Source organism: Pseudomonas kermanshahensis, assembly GCF_014269205.2.
In the GTDB taxonomy this organism is placed as follows: domain Bacteria; phylum Pseudomonadota; class Gammaproteobacteria; order Pseudomonadales; family Pseudomonadaceae; genus Aquipseudomonas; species Aquipseudomonas kermanshahensis.
In genome coordinates, this window is record NZ_JABWRY020000001.1 from 4028098 (window position 1) to 4044863 (window position 16766).

At 65.6% G+C, this 16766-nt stretch carries 13 protein-coding genes; 10 read left to right on the forward strand and 3 right to left on the reverse strand.

Translation table 11 applies throughout. The annotated features are described in order from the left end of the window. Positions 1–132 precede the first annotated feature (132 nt). Both HU764_RS18130 and HU764_RS18135 read right to left on the reverse strand, forming a co-directional pair. Positions 133–3222, reverse strand: coding sequence for a MexW/MexI family multidrug efflux RND transporter permease subunit (locus HU764_RS18130; protein ID WP_186683309.1), 3090 nt, complete (start codon positions 3220–3222; stop codon positions 133–135). Next, the gene (locus tag HU764_RS18135; RefSeq protein WP_186704080.1) at positions 3219–4316 is read right to left on the reverse strand and encodes an efflux RND transporter periplasmic adaptor subunit; all 1098 of its coding nucleotides are present in this window, start codon (positions 4314–4316) and stop codon (positions 3219–3221) included. The genes HU764_RS18130 and HU764_RS18135 overlap by 4 nt, the downstream gene beginning before the upstream one ends. A gap of 114 nt (positions 4317–4430) precedes the next feature. On the opposite strand from HU764_RS18135, the gene soxR reads away from it, so the two are divergent. The 4 genes from soxR to HU764_RS18155 all read left to right on the forward strand — a co-directional run bounded on the left by soxR (position 4431) and on the right by HU764_RS18155 (position 8281). After that, entirely contained in the window at positions 4431–4895 is a 465-nt protein-coding gene (soxR, locus tag HU764_RS18140; protein WP_186704098.1) for a redox-sensitive transcriptional activator SoxR, read from the forward strand. Positions 4896–5180: 285 nt separating this feature from the next. Then, positions 5181–5951: an aldolase gene (locus HU764_RS18145; RefSeq protein WP_189662755.1), complete on the forward strand. Its 771-nt coding sequence runs from the start codon at positions 5181–5183 to the stop codon at positions 5949–5951. 44 nt (positions 5952–5995) lie between these two features. Continuing rightward, positions 5996–6880 carry a dihydrodipicolinate synthase family protein gene (locus HU764_RS18150; RefSeq protein ID WP_186683313.1) on the forward strand — a complete coding sequence of 295 codons (885 nt, stop codon included), beginning with the start codon at positions 5996–5998 and terminating at the stop codon, positions 6878–6880. A gap of 186 nt (positions 6881–7066) precedes the next feature. Beyond that, positions 7067–8281, forward strand: a complete 1215-nt coding sequence (locus HU764_RS18155) for a benzoate/H(+) symporter BenE family transporter (RefSeq protein ID WP_338109078.1) — start codon at positions 7067–7069, stop codon at positions 8279–8281. Here HU764_RS18155 and HU764_RS18160 read toward each other — a convergent pair whose 3' ends face one another. Beyond that, a complete protein-coding gene (locus tag HU764_RS18160; RefSeq protein WP_186683315.1) occupies positions 8282–9598 on the reverse strand; it encodes a DUF2235 domain-containing protein in 1317 nt (438 codons plus the stop codon). Positions 9599–9827: 229 nt separating this feature from the next. On the opposite strand from HU764_RS18160, the gene HU764_RS18165 reads away from it, so the two are divergent. The 6 genes from HU764_RS18165 to HU764_RS18190 are packed head-to-tail and all read left to right on the forward strand — an operon-like array spanning position 9828 to position 16642. After that, the gene (locus HU764_RS18165; protein ID WP_027596692.1) at positions 9828–10787 is read left to right on the forward strand and encodes an AAA family ATPase; all 960 of its coding nucleotides are present in this window, start codon (positions 9828–9830) and stop codon (positions 10785–10787) included. 4 nt (positions 10788–10791) lie between these two features. Further along, on the forward strand, positions 10792–11736 hold the full coding sequence (locus HU764_RS18170; protein WP_186683325.1) for a DUF58 domain-containing protein: 945 nt from the start codon (positions 10792–10794) through the stop codon (positions 11734–11736). Beyond that, complete coding sequence (locus tag HU764_RS18175; RefSeq protein WP_027596694.1) at positions 11733–12227, forward strand: DUF4381 domain-containing protein; 495 nt, start codon at positions 11733–11735, stop codon at positions 12225–12227. Before HU764_RS18170 ends, HU764_RS18175 begins: the two co-directional genes overlap by 4 nt. Continuing rightward, complete coding sequence (locus tag HU764_RS18180) at positions 12220–13296, forward strand: vWA domain-containing protein (protein WP_027596695.1); 1077 nt, start codon at positions 12220–12222, stop codon at positions 13294–13296. The genes HU764_RS18175 and HU764_RS18180 overlap by 8 nt, the downstream gene beginning before the upstream one ends. Continuing rightward, a complete protein-coding gene (locus tag HU764_RS18185) occupies positions 13293–15011 on the forward strand; it encodes a vWA domain-containing protein (RefSeq protein WP_186704079.1) in 1719 nt (572 codons plus the stop codon). Before HU764_RS18180 ends, HU764_RS18185 begins: the two co-directional genes overlap by 4 nt. Beyond that, positions 15008–16642, forward strand: coding sequence for a BatD family protein (locus tag HU764_RS18190; protein WP_027596697.1), 1635 nt, complete (start codon positions 15008–15010; stop codon positions 16640–16642). Before HU764_RS18185 ends, HU764_RS18190 begins: the two co-directional genes overlap by 4 nt. Positions 16643–16766: the final 124 nt, after the last annotated feature.

The window sequence follows — 16766 nt, forward strand, 5'->3', positions numbered from 1 at the left end:
TGCCGGTGATCGCCGGCAAGCCAGCTCCCACAGGTCCCTACTAAATCAATTAGTTATGTGTTGGATGACAGCGGGACTGCCCCGCAAGCACCGGCGAAGCCGGTGCCATGCAATGCGGCGCCGGATGATCACTCAAGGCACACTCACCCCAACGCTCCGCTCGGCGTCTGCCAGTTGCTGTTTACGCAGGGTGGTCAGCCGGTGATCTCGCGCCAGCCAGGTGTAGATCGCCGGCAGCACGAACAAGGTGAACAGCGTGCCGATCAACATGCCGCAGACGATCACCACACCCAGCCCAAAGCGGCTGTTGGCCCCTGCGCCACTGGCAAATAACAGCGGTATCACACCGAAGGTCATCGCCGCCGTGGTCATCAACACCGGGCGCAGGCGAATTTGCGCGGCGCGCATAATGGCCGCCGCACGGTCAAGGTTGTCGCGCACCTGAATCTCGTTGGCGAACTCCACCATCAGAATGCCGTGCTTGCTGATCAGCCCGATCAGCGTGACCAAGCCAATCTGCGTATAGATGTTCAACGTGGCCCAGCCCAGCGCCAGCGGCAGCAACGCACCGCAGATCGACAACGGTACGGTCACCAGGATGATCAGCGGGTCCACCAGGCTTTCATACTGCGCGGCCAGCACCAGGTAGATCACCACCAAGGCCGCAAGAAAGGCCCACATGAGGGCAAAGCCTTCCTGCACATACTGGCGTGACTCCGATTGCCAATCATGGCTGAAACCGGGCGGCAACTCGGCGGCAAGCTGCTGCAGAAATGCCACGGCCTTGCCCATTGAGACACCGGGCGCGGGGATGGCCTGCAGGGTGCTTGCGTTCTGCTGGTCGAATTGCAAAAGGCGGTTAGGCGCGACCTGCAGGTCCAGGCGCACCACCGTGGACAACGGCACCAGGCTGCCATCTTCGGCCCGCACGTACTGGCGATTCAGGGCCGACGGGGTCAGGCGCTGGTCCTGGATGCTTTGCGGGATCACGTCATAGGCGCGACCGAACAGGGCAAAGCGGTTCAGGTACTGCTCGCCCACCAGCACGCCCAGCGACTCGCCGATGTCTTGCATGCTGATCCCCAGGCTGGCGGCCTTGGCGCGGTCGATGCTGACCTTGACCACCGGGTTGTTGTAGTCCAGGTCACTGTCCACCACGCTGAACAAACCGCTCTCGCGGGCGCGCTGCTTGAGCACTTCCATGGTCTGGTACAGCACCGGGTAATCCTGGGCACTGCGCAACACCATCTGTACCGGCAAGCCACCACTGGAACCTGGCAACGACGCCACCTGGAAGGCGAAGATGCTGCTGCCCTCGATGTCCGCGACCGCCTGTTGCAGCTGCGCTTGGATTTGCGCGGCAGAGCGCTCGCGCTGCTGCCATGCACTGAGGTTGATGCCACCGAAGCTGGCCGCCGTCCCGTCGGTGCCGTTGATGATCCAGGTGTCGGTGGTTTCGGGAATCGATTTCATCACCTGGTCGAGTTTGCTGGCAAAGCGCTCGACGTAGTCCAGGCTTGCCTGTTGCGGCGACTTGATTGCCGTCAGCACGGCCGCCTGGTCCTCCGGCGGTGCGAGCTCGCGCTGTGGCAACAGGTACAGCCAGGGCAGGCTTAGGCAAACCAGCAGGGCCACACCAGCACTGAGCCAGCGCCGCGCCAAGGTAAACGCCAAGGCCTGGGCATAGGCCGCTGTGAGCGCAGCGAACACCCTTTCGGCGAACTGGGCCATGGCCCCATCCTGCTGGCCGGGTTTGAGCAGCAACGAACTCATCACCGGCGACAAGGTCAGTGCAACGACACCCGAAACGATCACCGCCCCCGCCAAGGTCAAGGCAAATTCACGGAACAACGTGCCGGTCAGGCCCCCCATCAAGCCGATGGGCGCGTACACGGCGGCCAGGGTCAGGGTCATGGCGATCACCGGCCCGGCGATTTCGCGTGCACCGGCCAACGCCGCCGCCACCGGTGTCTGCCCTTCTTCGATATGACGGTGCACGTTCTCCACCACCACGATGGCATCGTCCACCACCAGGCCGATGGCCAGCACCATCGCCAGCAAGGTCAACAGGTTGAGGCTGAAGCCGAACGCCAGCATCAACCCCGCTGCACCCAGCATCGACAACGGAATGGCCACCACCGCGATCACCACGCTGCGCAGTGACCCCAGGCACAGCCAGATCACCAGCACGACGATCAGCATCGCTTCCACCAGCGTGCGCAACACTTCTTCGATCGAAGCCTCGATGAAACGCGCAGTCTCATAGGCCAGCGCCACCTTCACGCCGGGCGGGAGCGTTTGCTGGATCTGCGGCAACAATTCGCGAATGCCGTCGACGATGACCAGTGGGTTGCCCGATGGCGTGGGGAACAACCCCAAGTGCACAGCGGGTTTGCCATCCATAGTGGCACTGGTGCGGGTGGCCGCCGCGCTCAGTTCGACAGTGCCCACGTCACGCAGGCGCACAAGGTCGGTGCCGTCGTTGCGGATGATCAGGTCACGGAAGTCCTCGACGCGGGTCAGGTCGGTGTCGACCTGGATATCGGCCAGCACGAACTGCCCGCGCACCTGCCCAGGGGTGGCCTGGTAATTGTTGGCCCGCACCGCTTGGGCGACGTCGGCAGCCGTCACCCCGCGCCCGGCCATCTGCTCGCTGTCGAGCCACAGGCGCATGGCCAGGCTCTGCCCGCCGAACGTCTGCACCTTGGCCACGCCGTCGATCCCCGAAAGCAGCGGCTCAACCACCCGCGACAGGTAGTCACTGAGTTCTGGGATGGACAGGGTCTGGCTGGAGAAGCCGACATACGCCACCGCCGTGGAGTCACCTGCAGACAGCTCCACCACCGGGTCGTAGGCTTTCTCGGGCAAGCGGTAGCGCACTTGGTTGACCTTGGCCATGGTCTCGGCCAGCGCCTGGGTCGGGTCTCGGTTGAGCAGCATGCGCAGGGTAATCAGGCTACGCCCCTGCAACGATGATGACGACATGAAGTCAACGCCCTCAACCGAAGAAACCGCCTGGCTGATCGGCTGGGTCACAAAGCCTTGCATGAGTTCGGCGGAGGCGCCGGGGTAGTCGGTACTGATGGTGATGGTCGCGCTCTCCAGCAAGGGGTACTGACGCACCGGCAACTTGCCCAGGGCGAACAGCCCCATCAGCACGATCAGGCTGCTGACCACCAGCGCCAGCACGGGGCGACGCACGAAGGTATCGGTGAAGTTCACGGTTGCTGCCCCCCAGCCACGTCCAGCAGGCTGTCTTCTGCGACCTGCTCGACCTGCATGCCATCACTCAATTTCAGCTGGCCGGAAACCACCACCCTGTCGCCCGGCGCGAGGCCCGAGGTGACTTCCACACGCCCCTGCCAGCGCTCACCGGTCGTTACCGGTACCCGGTTGACGCTGATGACGCCCTGCTGATCCTGCCTGGCAATGAACACCGTCTGCCCGTAGGCGGTGTAGGTGATCGCCGTTTCCGGCACGGCCAGCACCCTCGACGGCTGCGCGGCAGGCAGACGGACCCCGGCATACATGCCCGGCTGCAGTTGCCCATCCAGGTTCGGCAGGGCAGCCTGCACCTGAACCAGGCGTGACTTGCTGACCAGCGGATCGACCGCCACTACCCGTGCCTGAAACGCCCGCCCGCGCACAGCATCGACGGTCAGTTCCAGCAGTTGCCCGACAGTCACTTCGGGGGCCGCCTGTTCGCTGAGGGAAAAATTGACGTGCAACTGGCGTGTATCCGTCAGGCTGGCAATCGCCTCGCCAGCGCCCAGGTACTGGCCCTGGTGAACACGGCGGATACCCACATTGCCTGCAAACGGTGCGCGTATGGCTTTTTGCGCAATCAGCGCTTCGACATGCTGCAGCTCACCCGCGGCCACATCCACCGCTGTGCTCGCGTTATCCAGCAGCTCTTGCGAAACGGCATTCAGCGCGCGCAACTTACTGGCCCGCTGCGCCGCGACCTGGGCATTGCGCAGCTTCGCCCGCAGTTGCACTCGCTGGGCCTGCTCGGGCGCATCGTTGAGCTGTACCAGCAACTGCCCGGCACGCACGGCCTGCCCCGACGCGAAGGCGATGTGGGTGATGCGCCCTGCCACCTCGGCCGCGACCTGCACCTGATTGACCGCCTCCAGCTCCCCCGATGCAAAACGTTGCCGCGCCAGGTCGACTGGCTCGGCAGTGGCCAGCGCAACTTTGGTGGCTGGCCACGCCGCGGCCTGTTGGGCCGCTACCCTAGTGCCCGTCAATGCGTAGGCGCCGACCAAGGCACCGACAGCGGCGACAGTCATGGCCAGTAACATCCTTTTGTTCATGCCTTGCTCCGATCAGCGGGGTGGTTGCAGGAAAGATCGGGCAGGACTATAAGAGCTCAACTTAACTTGAGGTCAACAGGTGTGACAGCCAAATCATCTACCAACAGCACGCGGCTGCTGACTGTCGGCGAAGTCGCCAAGCGCAGTGGCGTTGCGGTATCCGCCCTGCACTTCTACGAATCCAAGGGGCTGATCGCCGGCACGCGCACCGCCGGTAACCAGCGGCGTTACCCCGCGCTGGTGTTGCGCACCATCGCCATCATCAAGGTGGCCCAGCGCACGGGTATCCCCCTCGAGGTCATCAAGCGTGCCCTGGGCCGCTACCCGCCGAACAGCAAACTCACGGCAGCGCAGTGGGGCGAGATGTCATCGGCCTGGCGAGAAGACCTGAACGCACGCATCCGCACCTTGGAAGCGTTGCGCGACAGCCTGGACAACTGCATTGGCTGCGGCTGCCTGTCGCTGGAAGACTGCCCGCTGCGCAACCCCGAGGATGTGCTGGGCAAGGACGGTGCAGGGGCGAGGATTCTAGAAAAAGAAACCGCAGGCGGGATGCTGTCGGAGAGAGACCCGAATTAGCGGTCGCCTGTAGTGGGGCCGCTTTGCGGCCCTTTCGCGGCACAAGGCCGCTCCCACAGTGTCCGCGCATACCCTGTAAATAGGGGTATGCGCGGTCCGTGTGGGAGCGGCCCCAACCTTCTCTTGGAGTGAGCTTGCCTTCATGGGTTATCCCATGGCGCGATGACACTTCGCTTGCATATGACACAAAGTGTCATTAAGATCGACGTGTGTCCTCAAGCCAGCCACGGCAACCAGGACGTCATCGCCCTTATCCCGTGCAGGTACCCCACTGTGACCACGACCATGCAGACCCCCAAGGACCAGCTCGTCAAGCGTGCTCAACAGCAAATGCTGACTGCGCTGGCCGACAACACCTATACCCCGCGGCAGAAGCTCGCACTGACCTGCCGGATTCTGTTCGACGGCGGCCACGATTCGGGCCTAGCCGGGCAGATCACCGCACGCGCTGCGGAACCTGGCACCTATTACACGCAACAGCTTGGCCTGGGCTTCGACGAGATCTCGGCTTCCAACCTGCTGGTCGTGGACGAAGACCTGACGGTGCTGCAAGGCCAGGGCATGGCCAACCCCGCCAACCGCTTCCACAGCTGGCTGTACCGCGCACGCCCTGACGTCAACTGCATCATCCATACCCACCCGCTGCACAGCGCCGCCTTGTCGATGCTCGAAGTGCCGCTGGCCATCTCGCACATGGACCTCTGCCCGCTGTTCGACGATTGCGCCTTCCTCAAGGAATGGCCAGGCGTGCCGGTGGGCAATGAAGAAGGCGAGATCATCGCCAGTGCCATCGGCGACAAGCGGGCGATTCTGCTTTCCCACCATGGCCTGCTGATCGCCGGTCGATCGATCGAAGAAGCCTGCGTGCTCGCCCTGCTGTTCGAACGTGCAGCGAGGATGCAGTTGCTGGCCATGGGCGCCGGTGAAATCCGCCCCATCCCCGAAGCACTTGGCAAAGAAGCCCATGACTGGATTTCCACGCCAAAACGCCATGGCGCCGCGTTCAGCTACTACGCGCGCCGGGCCTTGCGTGCCCATGGCGAATGCCTGGGCTGATTGCAGCTGTCCCCCTTCCTGAACAACGGCAAAGGTGCCTGGTCATGTCTACACCTGTAATTCGCGGCGTCATCGGCTACACCATCACTCCCTTCGCGGCAGACGGCTCGGTCGATCTAGCCGCCCTGGGCACATCCATCGACAGCCTGATCCAGGCCGGCGTGCACGCCATCGCCCCGCTGGGCAGCACGGGCGAAGGTGCCTACCTGTCCGAGGCCGAGTGGGAAGCGGTGGTGCGCTACAGCCTCGAGAAAATCGCTGGCCGCGTACCCAGCGTGGTCAGTGTCTCTGACCTGACTACCGCACGTACCGTGCAGCGCGCCCGCCTGGCCCAGGCGTGCGGGGCCACGGCGGTGATGGTGCTGCCCATCTCCTACTGGAAGCTGACCGAGGCGGAGGTGGTCGACCACTACAAGGCGGTCGGCGCGGCAATCGACATCCCGATCATGCTGTACAACAACCCAGGCACCAGCGGCACCGACCTGTCGGTGGAGCTGATCCTGCGCATCCTCGGCGAGGTGGCCAATGTGACCATGGTCAAGGAAAGCACCGGCGACATTCAGCGCATGCACCGCCTGTACACCGCGACCGATGGCAAGGTGGCCTTCTACAACGGCTGCAACCCGCTCACCCTGGAAGCCCTGGTTGCCGGCGCCGCCGGCTGGTGCACTGCAGCGCCGAACCTGATCCCCGCGCTGAACCTGGCTTTGTGGGACGCCGTGCAGAAGGGCGAGCTGGCTGAGGCACGGGCACTGTTCTACCAACAGTACGCGTTGCTGGCGTACATCACCCAGCGCGGCCTGCCCACCACCATCAAGGCCGGGCTGAAAATGCTTGGCCTGGACGTGGGGGCGCCGCGCCTGCCGCTGCAACCCCTGGATGCTGAAGGCAGTGCCTACCTGAAAGGGTTGCTGGTCTCAGCCCAGTGATTTAAAGGGGATTGTGGGAGCGGGCTTGCCCCGCGAACACCGGCGAAGCCGGTGCCATGCACCGCGTAGCCCCATTCGCGGGACAAGCCCGCTCCCAATATTCGATGTTATCTGTGGGAGCGCCTTGAATGCCGACCTTGTTCACTACACGGACTTTCATCAATCACATAAGCACGGAGGCCACTTGTGACAACACCTGCTCAACACCCATCGGCATCGCTTGGGCTGACCGACATCCTACACCCCGCCATCGCCGGGTTGGTTTCGGTCATCGTCAACTACGGCGGCACGTTCATCCTGGTGTTCCAGGCAGCCAAGGTCGCCGGGCTAAGCCCGGAGCTGACCTCGTCATGGGTCTGGGCGGTGTCGATCGGGGTAGGTATCACCGGGCTTGTCTTGTCCTGGTACAGCCGTGAACCCTTGATAACGGCCTGGTCCACCCCGGCTGCCGCGTTTCTGGTCACGGCACTGGCCAGCGTGCCCTATGCCGAGGCCATTGGCGCGTACCTGCTGTCCGCTGCCGGCTTCGTAGTGCTGGGCCTGACCGGGTACTTCGAAAGGCTGGTCCGGATCATCCCAGGCGGGGTCGCGGCAGGGCTGCTGGCCGGCATTCTTTTACCGTTCGGCATCGGCGCGTTTGGCGGCCTGTCGGTCGACCCGGTGCTGGCCGGGTTGCTCATCGTGGCGTACGCGGTGTTCAAACGCTTTACTGCCCGCTACGCGGTTGTAGGCATCCTCGTCCTTGGCCTTGCTTACCTGCTGATCCAGGGGCAGGCCGGCCTTTCGCAACTGACGCTGGAAATCGCGACACCGGTGTTCACTGCCCCGGCCTTTACCCTCAATGCGGCCCTCAGCGTCGCGCTGCCGTTGTTCCTGATCACCCTGACCGGGCAATACATGCCCGGCATGCTGGTACTGCGCAACGACGGCTTCAAGACCAGCGCCAACCCAATTGTCGCAGTCACCGGCCTGGGCTCCTTGCTCATGGCGCCGTTCGGCTCGCACGCGTTCAACCTCGCGGCCATCACCGCCGCCATCTGCACCGGCAAGGAAGCCCATGAAGACCCGGCCAAACGCTGGATCGCGGGGATCGCCGCAGGGGTCTGCTACATCCTTGTGGGGGTATTCGGCGTCACGCTTGCCAGCGTGTTCATGGCACTCCCAGCCACCTTCATCACCACCCTCGCCGGCCTCGCGCTGCTGGGTACCATTGGCACCAGCCTGGCCAGTGCGATGGCCGACGCGAAGTCACGAGAAGCCGCGCTGATCACCTTTCTTGCAGCCGCTGCCAACATCACCCTGTTGGGTATCGGCGGGGCCTTCTGGGGCTTGGTCATCGGCCTGCTGGCCTACGCAGTGCTGAACGGGCGCGCCCCTGGGTTCAAACGTACTCAGCCGTAATCACACCATCGGGTCTGCATGCTCCACCCGCCCCGCTTCGCCAGGCCGATTGACGAACAGCACGTCCAGCGTGCTGTTGCGCAGGCCCTTCACGGGGTTCCAGTGCGCCGAGGTGTGAATGTACTTGTCGCGCAGCAGGCGCTGCTCGTCCTCGGTCAGGCCGGCGTCGGGGCGTGAACCCAAGGCAAAGCCATGCAGCTTGCGGCTGATGTCCAGCAAGTCATCGGGCAGCCGATGGGCTTCATCGTCGCCCAACTCGGCAAACGGCACCCCACCACGCACTGCCAACTCACGCATGATGCTCAGGTACACCCGGGAAAGATGGCCGGCCACGTCCCTCTCCCGATAAACCGCCGCATACACCTGCTTTTGCGCCTCGTCCGGTTTGCCGCCGGCGATCGGCTGCTCCCAGGTCAGCACCCGCGGCCGCGGTTCGCCCAACTCAGCAAACGCCGATGTCAGCAAGGCGCTGGCCGCCGAGTAGGCGCGGGTGCATTCGGCTTTTGTGCGCACAGGCACCCGCTGCGACTGCGGTTTGCACAGCAGCACCTGCTCCTGCATGCACGGCAGGTAGCCCCCGCCAATGTTCGAGTGCACGCCCGGCACGACAATGTCACCCTCGCTGCGCACCAGCGGGAAGTTATGCCGGCGCTCGTCACCGGCCACCAATTGCACCACGTGCCGCGCAATGGCCTTGCCCAGGCCCAGGCGCAAGCCGCCGTGGCGAGCGTCAGCGGGGTCGAAGTCCCCCTGCAACGGCGCGACGATGGCCGCCACGGTGTCGAACAGGCCAATGAAGTTGATGCCCACAGCACACGAGGTGCCCAACAGGTTGCTCGCGTCATCACGCAGCACATTGGCCAGGTGCCTGGCGGCAGCGGCGCCACGACTGAAGCCGAACAGGTCGAGTTCGACCCGCGCGAGCCGCGATTGCGGATACGCCAGGCACCAGCCCCGCAACTGGTCGGCAATCATTGTCACGGCCTCGGCGACGCGCGCCTCGACGCCAGTACGCCCACGCCCGGTGGCCGAGGCAAAACTGGAATCCGCCGCCCCCGCGGTGGTGCCGATGCCCTCGACATACAACTTGAGAAAGGCCATCGTGCCCGGCGCAGGGCTGCCTGGGGCTGGGTACAGCGCGTGCAGCAAGGCCACATTGCTCCAGGCATTGCCATAGCTGGTACCTGCCAGCGGCCCCGAAGCCTGGCCCGCCGCCGTGGCATTGCCCAGGTTGTTGCCGGTGCCATCAAAGAACACGCCAACGCGCAACGTCGTTGGCGCAGGGGTATCGAAGGTACTGCGGTGGGTTTGCATCATCCTGCGTCCTGCTTGCTCAAAGAGCATTAGCAAGCGCCAGGGCACAGCGGCCGACTATCAGCCGACGCCGAAGGTTGCGCAGGACTTGTCGACAAGCCCACGCCCGACGGCCTGGATAAATTTGCCAGCCGCCATTGGTCGCCACCCCCCCGGATAGATTAAAGTATCCCCCCTTGCCGAGGCAGCTGTTCCCAGCGCGCCTGCGGCCCAATACCAGGAACCGTCGCCGATGGAACACCGTGAAGCGCTGATCGCGCTGCGCACCTTTCTTTCCACCCAGATCCTAGGCCAGGAAAAGCTGGTCGAGCGGCTGTTGATCGTGCTTCTGGCCGACGGCCATATGCTGGTCGAAGGTGCCCCCGGGCTGGCAAAGACCAAAGCCATCAAAGAACTCGCCGAAGGCATCGAGGCGCAGTTCCATCGCATCCAGTTCACCCCCGACCTGCTGCCGGCCGACATTACCGGCACCGAAATCTACCGCCCAGAAACCGGCAGCTTCGTGTTCCAGCAGGGGCCGATCTTCCATAACCTGGTGCTGGCCGACGAAATCAACCGCGCCCCGGCCAAAGTCCAGTCGGCGCTGCTCGAAGCCATGGCCGAGCGCCAGGTCAGCGTGGGCCGCAGCACGTACGACCTGTCACCGCTGTTCCTGGTTATGGCCACCCAGAACCCCATCGAGCAGGAGGGTACCTACCCGCTGCCCGAAGCCCAGCTCGACCGCTTCCTGATGCACGTAAAAATCGGCTTCCCCGACGCTGCGGTGGAACGGCGCATCCTGCTGCAGGCCCGCGGCGAGGCACTGGGTGGCGAGACCAAGCCCGAGCGCCGGGTCAGCCAGCAGGCCATTTTTGCCGCGCGCAAGGAAATCCTCGGCCTGTACATGGCCGATGCCGTGGAGGAATACCTGGTGCAACTGGTCATGGCCACGCGCACGCCGGCCAAGTTCGACGCCGAACTGGCCGACTGGATCGCCTACGGCGCCAGCCCGCGTGGCTCGATCTCGCTGGACCGCTGTGCGCGTGCGCACGCCTGGCTGGCCGGGCGCGACTTCGTCAGCCCCGAGGACATCCAGGCGGTGCTGTTTGATGTGCTGCGCCACCGCATCATCCTGTCGTTCGAGGCCGAGGCTGCGGGGATCGACCAGGACCGCGTGGTCCAGCGCATCCTCGACGTCGTCGCCGTTGCCTGACCCCATGCCCACCGCGCAGTTGGCCGAACCCGGCATCCGCATCGGCCTTGCCGAGCTGATCGACATGCGCCACCGCGTGCGCGAAATCCAGCTGTTTTCCCGGCCCGGCCAGCGCAGCCCGCTGGTGGGCCTGCACCACTCCAAGCTACGCGGGCGCGGCGTGGACTTCGACCAAGTGCGCGTGTACCAGGCTGGCGACGATGTGCGCAACATCGACTGGCGGGTCACCGCCCGCACCCAGGAGCCGCACACCAAGCTGTTCCATGAAGAACGCGAGCGGCCGATCTTTATCCTGGTCGAACAGAGCCAGCGGCTGTTCTTCGGCTCGGGGCTGATGTTCAAGTCGGTGCTGGCGGCCCAGGCTGCGGCCCTGTTCGGCTGGGCGGCACTGGGCCACAACGACCGCATCGGCGGGCTGGTGTTTGGCGACAACGAGCACCACGAAATCAAACCCCGGCGCAGCAAGCAAAGCCTGCTGCAGCTGCTTAACCGCCTGGCCAAGGTCAACCAGGCGCTGCACACCGAAGCCACGCCCCAGGCCGACAGCCTGGGCCTGGCCTTGCGCCGGGCGCGTGAGGTGCTGCGCCCTGGCAGCCTGGCGATCGTCATCTGCGACGAGCGCTCGCTGACCGACCAGGTCGAACAGCACCTGGCCATGCTTTCGCGCCACTGCGACCTGCTGCTGCTGCCGGTCTCCGACCCGCTCGACCATGCCCTGCCCGCAGCCGGCCTGTTGCGCTTCGCCCAGCGCAGCGCGCAACTGGAGCTCGACACCCTCGACGCCAGCTTGCGCCAGGCTTACCGCCAGCAGGCCGAGTCACGTATCGCCCGCTGGGAACTGATGGCACAGAAGCTGCGTGTGGTGCTGATGCCGCTGAGTACACAAAGCGAGATGATCGAGCAACTGCGCGAATACCTGAACGCCCAGCGCCCGGGGAGCAGCAAATGACCCCGCTGGACCAGTTGCAACCGCTGATTGCCCCGCCGGCAGTCGGCCTGTGGCCACCGGCACCGGGTTGGTGGGTATTGCTGGCCTTGCTGCCGCTGCTTGCCTGGGGCCTGTGGCGCGTACGCCATTGGCGCCCCCGCAAACGCCGCATCGTGCGCGCCGAGCAACCGCTCGACCCGGTACGCGTGGCCGCCCTGGCCGAACTTGCCCAGCTGCCACGCCCGTATGACGGCGCCCCGGCCGGCGCCTGGCTGCAACAGATCAATGCCCTGCTCAAGCGCCTGTGCCGCAGCCACTACCCGGGCGCCAACAGCCATACCCTCAACGGCCGCCAGTGGCTGGCGTTTCTCGACAACCGCTGCCCGGCCGCCGGCCTCACGCGTTGGATGGTGCTGGTCGAAGGGGCCTACAAGCCTGAGTGCAAGCTCGACGACAAAGCCATCGTCGGGCTTAGCCAGGCCGTCGAAACCTGGATCCGCAAGCATGTTTGAACTGGCCTGGCCGTGGATGTTCGCCCTGCTGCCGCTGCCGTGGCTGGCTCGCCTGGTGTTGCCAGCCGCCGACAGTGGCGAGCCGGTGCTCAAAGTGGGCTTCCTGAACGAGCTGGAAGGCCTGGCCGGGCGCCGGGCACGGCTCAACCTGCCCACCTGGCGCCAGCAGGCGCCCTTTGTCATCATCTGGCTGTTGCTGCTGCTGGCCGCGGCCCGCCCGCAATGGCTCGGCGACCCGGTACCGGTGGCCGCCAGCGGCCGCGACCTGCTGGTGGCGGTGGACGTGTCCGGCTCCATGGACTTCCCCGACATGCAGTGGAAGAACGACGAAATCAGCCGCCTCGACCTGGTCAAGGCGCTGCTTGGCGACTTTCTTCAGGATCGCGAAGGCGACCGGGTTGGGCTGATCCTGTTTGGCAGCCAGGCCTACCTGCAGGCGCCGCTGACCTTCGACCGGCGTACCGTGCGTACCTTCCTTGACGAAGCGCAGATCGGCATCGCCGGCAAGAACACCGCCATCGGCGATGCCATCGGCCTTGCGGTCAAGCGCCTGCGCCAACGCCCGGCACAGAGCCGCGTGCTGGTGCTGGTCACCGACGGCGCCAACAACGGTGGGCAGATCCACCCACTGACCGCCGCCCGCCTGGCCGCCCAGGAAGGCGTGCGCATCTATACCATCGGCATCGGCGCCAACCCCGAGGCCAGCGGCACGCCCGGCCTGCTGGGCCTCAACCCGAGCCTGGACCTGGACGAAGCCTCGCTCAAGGAAATTGCCGAGCTGACCCACGGCGCCTACTTCCGCGCCCACGACGGCGCCGAACTGAACGCCATCGGCGACGCCCTCGACCAGTTGGAGCCAGTGGCCCAGCAGCCAACCCAGGCGCGCACCGCCAAGGCCTTGTACGCCTGGCCATTGGCCCTGGCACTGTTGCTCAGCGTGCTGCTGGTGGTGGCCGTGCAGTGGCCAGACAACCGCTTGCAGCGCCTGCTGCGCAAACCGCGCTTTCTGCAGCCGCACCCGGAATGGCGCCAGCGCCTCAAACGCCTGCGCCTGAGGAAACGGCGATGATCGACCTATGGCCACAATGGTTGCGCCCGCTCTGGCTGTTGGTAGTGCCACTGCTCGGCTGGTTGCTGTTCAAGCTGTGGCACCGACGCAAACGCGCCGGGCGTTGGCAGATGATCCTGCCGCCCGCGTTCCACGCCGTGCTGCTCGGGGGCGGCAGCGGCAGCACCAGCAAACTGCCTTGGGTGGCGCTGGGCCTGGCGTGGACGCTGGTGGTGCTGGCCCTGCTCGGGCCCAGCTGGCAGCGTGTGGAAGAGAGCCGGCAGCGCCCTGCCGACCCGCTGGTCATCCTGCTCGAACTGACCCCACAGATGCTCGCCGAGGACAGCCCGCCCAACCGCCTGGAGCAGGCCAGGCGCAAGGTCCTCGACCTGCTCGAACGCCGCCACGACAGCCAGACCGCGCTGATCGTCTACGCAGGGTCCGCCCACACCCTGGTGCCACTGTCCGATGACCTGGGCACCACCCGGAACCTGCTGGAGGCGATCGCCCCCTCGATCATGCCCAAACCCGGCCAGCGCGCCGATCTGGCCGTGCAAAAAGGCCTGGCGCTGCTGGCCCAGAGCGGCCTGGGGCAAGGGCGCCTGCTGCTGATCGGCTCCTCGCTCAGCGCAGCGGAGCGCGAAGGCATCACGCAGGCCCTCGGCCGCCAGGGCCCGAGCCTGCTGATGCTGGGCATCGGCAGCCGAGACGGGGCACCGGTGCGACAAGCCAATGGCGAATTTCTTAAAGACGACCAAGGCGGAATTCTGCTGCCGCGCCTGGACAGCGCCAGCCTCAAGGCATTTGTCAGCGGCACCGGCGGGCGCTACCGCAGTGCCCGGGTCGACGACCTCGACCTGCGCGGCCTGGGCCTGTTCGACACCCCGCGCACTGCACGCAGCGACGGCCAGACCCTGCAATTGGACAGCTGGGCAGACCAGGGTTACTGGCTGCTCATTCCGCTGTTACTGCTGGCGGCCTGCGCCGGTCGTCGCGGCTGGCTGTTCTGCCTGCCCCTGTTGCTGGCCTTGCCGCAGCCAAGCCAGGCCTTCGAGTTCAACGACCTGTGGCTGCGCCCCGACCAGCAGGGCCAGCGCCTGCTCGAACAGAACCGCCCGGCCAGCGCCGCACGCCATTTCCAAAATCCACAGTGGCGCGGCATGGCGCTGTACCAGGCCGGCGATTACGCCGGTGCCGCCCAGGCATTCTCCCAAGGCAACACGGCAGCGGACCACTACAATCGAGGCAATGCCCTGGCCCGCAGTGGCGAGCTGGAAGCCGCCCTGGATGCCTACGAGCAGGCCCTCGAGCGCCAACCCGACCTGCAACCGGCACTGGACAACCAGGCACTGGTCCAGCAGTTGCTGCAACAGCGCGAGGCCAAGGCCGAAGAACAACCCGCCAGCAGCGAGGCCAAAGGCACACCCGGCAGCGACACCGAAGGCAACAGCAGTTCGGCCAGCAGCCCGGCCCAGGGCGCCCCTGGCAATGACGAACCCGCCAACGCCGAAGAACCCGGCGAAGGCAGCAACAACAGCCAGGCCACACCCGGCAACCAGGGGGGCGCCGACGACAACGTCACCGTGCCCCCCCAACGCCCGATGTCGACCAACCTCGACGCCGAACAGCGTCAGGCCCTTGAACAATGGCTACGGGAGATCCCCGACAACCCGGCGGAGCTGCTGCGGCGCAAATTCTGGTATGAACAGCAATTGCATCAGGACAATCCACGATGAGTCGCTTCGGCGTCTTTCTGCTCGGTGTCTCATGGGCCTTGATGGCCCAGGCCGAGCCCATGCTGCAAGCCAGCGTCGACCGTACCCGCCTGGAGGCCGGCGAAAGCCTGGAACTGACCCTCGAAAGCCAGGACGTGACCCAGTTTGGCAAACCCGACCTGCGTGCCCTTGAGGGCGACTTCGAAGTGCGTGGCACACGCCAGCTGAACAGCCTGCACACGCTCGATGGCGAGACCCGCGCCAGCACCCGCTGGATCATCACCCTGCTGCCACGGCGCAGCGGCAGCCTGCGCATCCCGGAGCTGCAACTGGGCCAGTCGCGCAGCCAGGCCATCGACCTGCAAGTGCTGCAAGCCGATGCCAGCCGCCAGGAAAGCGCCTCCCAGGTGTTCATTGAGGCGACCCTGGACAGCAACGAGGTCTATGTTCAGGCCCAGGCCGTGCTGACCTTGCGCATCTACCATTCGGTGGCGCTGTATGACGACAGCAGCCTCAGCCCACTGCAGCTGGAAAACGCCAAGGTCGAGCCACTGGGCGAGTCGCGCACCTACGAGAAAGAAATCAACGGCGTGCGTCACGGGGTGATCGAAACCCGCTACGCCGTCTACCCGCAGCAAAGTGGCAGCCTCGAAGTGCCGGCGCTGACCTTCACCGCCACCGCGGCTGCCAGCGCCGACAACGAACAATCCGCCACGGCCGCCCCGCGTGCCGGCCGCCAGATCCAGGTCAGCTCGCTGCCCCTGCGCCTGGACGTGCGCCCAATTCCAGCGGCCTGGCCGGCCGGTGCGCCCTGGCTGCCGGCACGCAGCCTGACCCTTGAAGAACACTGGAACCCCGACCCGGGCAGCCAGCAGACGCAGATCGGTGATTCGCTCACCCGCAACATCACCTTGCGCGCCGACGGCTTGTCCAGCACCCAGCTGCCACCGCTGCCGGCCACCGAAATCACCGGCCTGCGCCGCTACCCCGACCAGCCGCTGCTGCGCAACGAAATCAACGAGCGCGGCATGACCGCCAACCGCGAAGAGCGCGAAGCGCTGGTGCCGACCCACAGCGGCGAACTGGCCTTGCCAGCGCTGGAAGTGGCCTGGTGGAACACCCGCGAAGACCACCTGGAGCACACCAGCCTGCCAGCGCGCACCCTGAGCGTGCAGGACAACCCGGCCCTGAGCGCCGACACGCCGGTCGGCGACACCCGTGCGGGCAATAGCCTGTTGTGGCCGTGGCAGCTGGCGACGCTGGTGTTTGCCCTGACCACATTGCTGGGCTTCGCCTTGTGGTGGCGTGCCCGTTCACAACCCGCGGTACTGCGCGCCGCGCAACAAGGCCCAAGCCCCCGCACGCTGCTGGACGACCTCAAGCGCGCCTGCCAGGCCAACGACCCGCAGACCACACGCCAAGCGCTGGACGCCTGGGCGCGGCAGCAGCCGGAGACCCTGGCGGAGATGGCTGCGCGGTTCGTGCCGTTGTCCGATGCGCTGGATGGGTTGAACGGGGCGTTGTACAGCGAGAGTGGGCAGTATTGGCAGGGTGAGGATTTGTGGCGCGCGATCGGGACGATTCCGCCGGCTGAGCAGGTGTTGCTGCCGTCGGGGGAGACCGGGAGCTTGCCGCCGTTGTATCCGAAATGAGGGGTGGGGTTGGGGTGCATGCCATGGGTATTTTTAGCGCCTATCAGATCGAGCGCCGCGCGGGCGGCGCTCGATCTCATAGGCGCTGCAAAACTCAAGACATGCGCCCCACACGCAATCCGCC

Coding starts and splice junctions, on each gene's coding strand:
- HU764_RS18135 (WP_186704080.1), bottom strand. CDS start 4,316: ATGAACAAAAGGATGTTACTGGCCATGACTGTCGCCGCTGTCGGTGCC.
- HU764_RS18190 (WP_027596697.1), top strand. CDS start 15,008: ATGAGTCGCTTCGGCGTCTTTCTGCTCGGTGTCTCATGGGCCTTGATG.
- HU764_RS18165 (WP_027596692.1), top strand. CDS start 9,828: ATGGAACACCGTGAAGCGCTGATCGCGCTGCGCACCTTTCTTTCCACC.
- HU764_RS18150 (WP_186683313.1), top strand. CDS start 5,996: ATGTCTACACCTGTAATTCGCGGCGTCATCGGCTACACCATCACTCCC.
- HU764_RS18185 (WP_186704079.1), top strand. CDS start 13,293: ATGATCGACCTATGGCCACAATGGTTGCGCCCGCTCTGGCTGTTGGTA.
- HU764_RS18145 (WP_189662755.1), top strand. CDS start 5,181: ATGCAGACCCCCAAGGACCAGCTCGTCAAGCGTGCTCAACAGCAAATG.
- HU764_RS18175 (WP_027596694.1), top strand. CDS start 11,733: ATGACCCCGCTGGACCAGTTGCAACCGCTGATTGCCCCGCCGGCAGTC.
- HU764_RS18170 (WP_186683325.1), top strand. CDS start 10,792: ATGCCCACCGCGCAGTTGGCCGAACCCGGCATCCGCATCGGCCTTGCC.
- HU764_RS18160 (WP_186683315.1), bottom strand. CDS start 9,598: ATGATGCAAACCCACCGCAGTACCTTCGATACCCCTGCGCCAACGACG.
- HU764_RS18180 (WP_027596695.1), top strand. CDS start 12,220: ATGTTTGAACTGGCCTGGCCGTGGATGTTCGCCCTGCTGCCGCTGCCG.